Annotated in this window: 8 protein-coding genes; 4 read left to right on the top strand and 4 right to left on the bottom strand. The window is 69.2% G+C overall.

Annotated features, from left to right (window positions below; translation table 11 throughout):
- The 4 genes from ACESMN_RS13405 to ACESMN_RS13390 form a co-directional block, all read left to right on the top strand.
- Positions 1-637: hypothetical protein (locus ACESMN_RS13405; protein WP_373054109.1), on the top strand; the 637-nt coding region annotated here is incomplete at its 5' end.
- A 23-nt stretch (positions 638-660) separates the two neighbouring features.
- A complete protein-coding gene (locus ACESMN_RS13400; protein ID WP_373054108.1) occupies positions 661-1,083 on the top strand; it encodes a hypothetical protein in 423 nt (140 codons plus the stop codon).
- A gap of 116 nt (positions 1,084-1,199) precedes the next feature.
- A complete protein-coding gene (locus ACESMN_RS13395; RefSeq protein WP_373054107.1) occupies positions 1,200-1,814 on the top strand; it encodes a C39 family peptidase in 615 nt (204 codons plus the stop codon).
- Positions 1,811-3,025, top strand: a complete 1,215-nt coding sequence (locus ACESMN_RS13390) for a transporter (protein ID WP_373054106.1) — start codon at positions 1,811-1,813, stop codon at positions 3,023-3,025. Before ACESMN_RS13395 ends, ACESMN_RS13390 begins: the two co-directional genes overlap by 4 nt.
- Positions 3,026-3,057: 32 nt before the next feature.
- Here ACESMN_RS13390 and ACESMN_RS13385 read toward each other — a convergent pair whose 3' ends face one another.
- From ACESMN_RS13385 to ACESMN_RS13370, 4 genes are all read right to left on the bottom strand, one after another.
- Positions 3,058-3,309, bottom strand: coding sequence for a response regulator (locus tag ACESMN_RS13385; RefSeq protein ID WP_373054105.1), 252 nt, complete (start codon positions 3,307-3,309; stop codon positions 3,058-3,060).
- A complete protein-coding gene (locus ACESMN_RS13380) occupies positions 3,243-3,389 on the bottom strand; it encodes a hypothetical protein (RefSeq protein ID WP_373054110.1) in 147 nt (48 codons plus the stop codon). The genes ACESMN_RS13385 and ACESMN_RS13380 overlap by 67 nt, the downstream gene beginning before the upstream one ends.
- Positions 3,386-3,544 carry an ATP-binding protein gene (locus ACESMN_RS13375; protein ID WP_373054104.1) on the bottom strand — a complete coding sequence of 53 codons (159 nt, stop codon included), beginning with the start codon at positions 3,542-3,544 and terminating at the stop codon, positions 3,386-3,388. The genes ACESMN_RS13380 and ACESMN_RS13375 overlap by 4 nt, the downstream gene beginning before the upstream one ends.
- Before the next feature lie 7 nt (positions 3,545-3,551).
- Positions 3,552-4,575 (bottom strand): phospholipase D-like domain-containing protein (locus ACESMN_RS13370; RefSeq protein ID WP_373054103.1); only part of this gene is annotated, 1,024 nt, incomplete at its 5' end.

Below are 4,575 nucleotides of genomic sequence, written 5' to 3'. Positions count from 1 at the left end.
CCTGGGCGGCCAGTCCATCTCCTTCGACGTCATTCCCTCCCTGGGCTTCATGTCCGATGAAGCCCGTTCGGCGGCGCGCAAGGTGCTGCCCGACGTCCCCCGGGTGACCCTGGATCTGCCCGAGATCGAGCTTCCCAGCGGCAGCTTCGAGCTCACCCTGGTGGACTTCGACGCTCCCAGCTACGCCGGCCAGTTCGGCGTGTCCGGCACCATGGAGGATGCGGTGATCTGCCTGGCGGTGGCGACCACCGAATGCGGCGAGCAGTCGTTCCGCCGGCAAGAGACCTTCCGTCACGACTACCGTAGCAGCACTGTGGAGACTCGAGAGGTCGCCTCGTACGAGGAGCGCAGCGAGACGGAGGAGATTCGCCGGCGTCCTGGCGCCCAAGCGGCCGACGTGCGGGCGGAGACGGTGGCGCTGGCGGGCAGTGAGGCCACGGCCGAGAACTACAGCGTTGTCATCATGACCGGCGATGCGCAGCGGGATCTGCGCGTCTTCAACCTGGCGAACGCCACCACCGCCATGGTGGGCAGCGCGGCCAACGTGCTGGGTGCCGTTACCCAGAGCCCCGGCCGCGCCACCCGGCCGGCGAACGCGGTGAGCCAGAGCAACGTCTTCGTGCAGGGATTCCGATGACGCGAGCCAACGGGAGAAGCACGATGAGACGGAGCGCACTGCTGATCATGGCCGCCCTGTCGATGGCGGCAGGCTCCTCGCCTGCCGCGGCGGAGCCGCTGGAGCTCGGCGACGCCGAGCTCGACGCCATCACGGCAGGGACCAGCGGCGCGGCCCCCGAAGACGCGGCGGCCATCAGCGCAACCCGCACCACCAGCCGTGGCAACGTCATCCACGCCGAGGGCAGCGTGGAGGTGATCCGCGCCGGGGCGCAGAACGTGCTGGTGCTGCGCGACAACGCTCAGCAGAACCTGGGCGCGCTGATCAACGTGAACGCCGCCGGCGCGCCGGTGAACGTGCTGCTCAACCTCAACGTGAACATCAACTCCAACGTCGGCTCCATGCACCAGCTCAACATCAACGGGACGCCCGGCAATCTCGCGGTCACCCCGGGAGGGGGCGGTTGAGGCTCCGCGGAGCCCGTTGCGCCGTCACCGCCGCTACGCTGCTGGCCGTGAGTCTCGCTTCGCCGGCCGGCTACGCGGCCCCCCTGCGCACCGCCGCGGGGCGCATCGACGTTGCCGTGGCAACCTTCAAGTCCCTGCGCGAGGCCCGGCTGGTGCGCCAGGGCTGGGACATCAGCTGCGGCGCCGCCGCGCTCAGCACGATCCTGACTCACCATTTCCAGGACCCGTACAGCGAAGCCACCATCGCCGTGAGCATCCTGCACAATACCGACCCGGAGCGGGTCCGCGCCCGGGGCGGCTTCTCCCTGCTGGATCTGAAACGCTTCGCGGAGGCGGTGGGGTACGTGGCCGCCGGTTTCAAAGGCTTGACCCTCGAGGATCTCGAGGCCCGGCGCGTTCCGGCCATCCTCCCCGTGCGCATCCGCGACTACGATCACTTCGTGGTGTTCCGCGGCCGGGCCGGCAACCGGGTGCTGCTGGGTGATCCCGCGTTCGGCAATCTCACCATGAGGGTGGAGGACTTCCAGCAAACCTGGACCAGCACCATCGGCTTCTTCGTGTTCGCCGACCAGGCCCAGGCGGGCGGCGCATGGAGCGCTGAATCGAGCCCTCTGGAGCCGGGCGCCATGAGCTTGTTGCTGCCGGATCTGGACCACGTTCACCGCATGTACCGGGCCGGCGGCCCGGTGCCGCTGGGGCGACGGCTGGTGCCTTCGCCGACGAGCCCATGAAGACCGCGGCCGCCTGCCTCACCCTGGCGCTCCTGGCGCCGCTGCCGGCCGCCGCGGAGCCCGAGGAAACCGCCGCGGTGCAGGATCAGATCGACGAGCTGAAGCGCGCCATCCTGTCCCGCGACCGGGAGATCCGCACCCTGCTGCAGCGGGTCGAGGCCCTGGAGACCCGGGTGCGGGAGGCCGGCGCCAGCGCCGCCGCAGAGCCGGAGCCCGCCCAGCTCACCGAGACCCCCGTCGAGCCCGCCGCCGAGGCTCCGGGAGGCCAGGCGGAGGAGGGCCGGCGGCGGGCCGAAGCCGCCGTCGCCGCGGCGGAGGAGGCGGAGCGCCGTGAGCAGCAGCGTCTGGTGCGCGCCGCCTTCGAGCAGACCCTCATCGACCGCGGCGGTCTGTTGCTACCGCCGCGGACCCTCGAGGTGGAGTCGAGCCTTTCGTACATCAGCAGCTCCTCGGACCGCATCGTCATCGACGGCTTCACCATCCTGCCGGTGCTGGTGGTGGGCGACATCGTCAACGAGCGCATCCGCAGCGAGATCGTCCAGGGCGCCGCCACGGTGCGGCTCGGTCTGCCCTTCGATCTGCAGCTCGAAGCCCGGGTGCCGTTCGGCTATCAGCACCGGGAGACGGTGACCGCCGAGAACGAGGAATCGAGCCTGGAGGACTTCGGCCTCGGCGACGTGGAGATCGCCCTCTCCCACCAGCTCATGCGCGGCCGCGGCGTGCTGCCGGATCTGCTGGCCAGCCTGCGGTGGAAATCCACCACGGGGGACGACCCGTTCTCCGCCGACGCCAGCCACGAGCTGTCGCTGGGCAGCGGCTTCGAAAGCTGGTCGAGCTCGCTCACCGCCGTGCACGTGGCCGATCCGGTGGTGTTCTTCGGCGGTCTCTCCTACACCTATAACGAGCCGGTGACCACCAACGCGGGCCGGTTCGAGAGCGGCGATACCTGGGGCGGGCAGATCGGTCTGGCCATCGCCCTGAACCTCGACACCTCGGTGAGCTTCGCCTTCGATCAGCAGTTCACCGCCGCCAGCACCCTGGCCGGCGACCGGGTGCCGGGCTCTTCCGTGGTCACGGGCACCTTCGCAGTGGGGGCGTCGTACTCCGTGAGCCCCGACCTGACCCTGGACTTCAACGTCCGCCTGGGGGTCACCGAAGACTCGCCGGACATCCAGGTGAACTTCGGCATGCCAATGCGGTTCCGCTTCTAACGCTGTGGAAAGCGACTGCGCTCGCGCTGCTGTTATGCAGCGTGCAGCATGGGTGGGCCCAGACTGGAGCCACAGCATGCGCCCTCCGATAAGGCCGCCACCGCATCACGGACGCTGCCAAAGGCGGTGATCATCAAGCACGCGGGCGGATCCGCGAGCCCGTCGAACAGCCGAAGCACATCCAGACCCGATCCGTCCGGTAGCCTCAGATCCGTGATCACGAGATCCCATGGGCTCGCCGCAAAAGCGGCGCGCGCACGCTGCAAATCTCCGGCCGATTCCACCCGGCCTCGGTCTCCAACTCGTCCACCAACAGGGCCAGCAACGCCTCATCGTCCTCGATCAGCAGAATCGCCGGTTTCATTCGCCGGCCGCGCCCCGTGGAGATTCCGGAAAACTCAGCACGAATCGCGCTCCCCCGGCCGGAGGACTTTCGTAACGAGCCTCACCGTCGTGCTCGCGCATGACGTTGGCAACCATGGCGAGACCCAGTCCCGTTCCGCTGCCCGAGGAACTCACCTCCCTGTCACCGGGGCCGGTGCGCCCTCAGCATCCCCTCCCAGAAGCCCTGGTAGGCGTCGAACAGGGCCTCGTTCTCCAGCCGCAGCAGTACCTCGTCGTTGAAGCGAAGGGAGGTGGCGGAAAGATTGTGGGAGCCGGTGAGGACCACGTGCCGCGTCTGATCCGACCCGGCGTAGCGCGCCCGAATGAGCATGAGCTTGGTGTGAATGGCGTTGTCTGCCCGGGGCTGGCCCTTGTACGGCAGCACGGTCACCAGGCCCTCGAGCTCCCGCAGCACCGCGGACCCGGGGCTGTTCTTCCCCGGCTCGTCGCGCACGAGCACCCGCACGTCGCAGCCCCGATCGGCCAGGGCGCGCAGCCGCCGTGCAACCCGTATGCGGTGCGACTCGAAGCGTGAGTGCGCCACCCGGATCACGGCATCCGGATCACAGTCGATGCCGGCGAGCATCTTCACGATGGGGTCCGGCCCGAACAGCCGCGGGAAGAAGTACGCCTCGACCCCGGACTCGCCCTTGGCGCGCCTGGAGTAACGTGGGGCCCAGCGCCGCCGGCTCAGGTCGTCGAAGTACCGGCGGAAGGCCCGGTAGAGCTTGCGGTCGTTCTTGATAACCACGAGGTCGTTGTAGTGATGGAGCTGACCGGCCGTGAAGTTGGCGGAGCTCTGAGCCACCACCCAGCGACTGCCGTCCCGAAGCCGGGAGAGCAGCAGGAACTTGTTGTGGTTGATGTGAAGGCCCTGGCAGCCGCGCCGGCACACCCGCACGCACGCCCGGCCGCAGCCGTCGAGCCCGTCACGCGCCGAGCGCAGCGCCTCCACCGCCGGGTTGTCGCGCCGAAGGGACTTCGCGTCCACCAGAACCCGCACCGTCACGCCGCGCCGCCGGGCCGCCAGGAGCGCCTGCGCCACCTCGAGCCGGGTGAACGTGTAAATGGAGACGAAGACGTCGGAGCCGGGGGCGGCCTCCGAGATCATGTCGATGACGCGATCTTCCAGCCGGGTGGATACCGACCCCGGACCGGGACGGTTG

The organism is Thioalkalivibrio sp. (assembly GCF_041690275.1).
GTDB lineage: Bacteria > Pseudomonadota > Gammaproteobacteria > Ectothiorhodospirales > Ectothiorhodospiraceae > Thioalkalivibrio.
Note: the sequence above shows the minus strand (reverse complement) of the source record. Positions and strands in the feature narration are given on the sequence as shown.

What these genes read in the sequence shown, in the direction of transcription:
- ACESMN_RS13400 (WP_373054108.1), top strand. Translation starts at nt 661, where the DNA reads ATGAGACGGAGCGCACTGCTGATCATGGCCGCCCTGTCGATGGCGGCA.
- ACESMN_RS13390 (WP_373054106.1), top strand. Translation starts at nt 1,811, where the DNA reads ATGAAGACCGCGGCCGCCTGCCTCACCCTGGCGCTCCTGGCGCCGCTG.
- ACESMN_RS13380 (WP_373054110.1), bottom strand. Translation starts at nt 3,389, where the DNA reads ATGAAACCGGCGATTCTGCTGATCGAGGACGATGAGGCGTTGCTGGCC.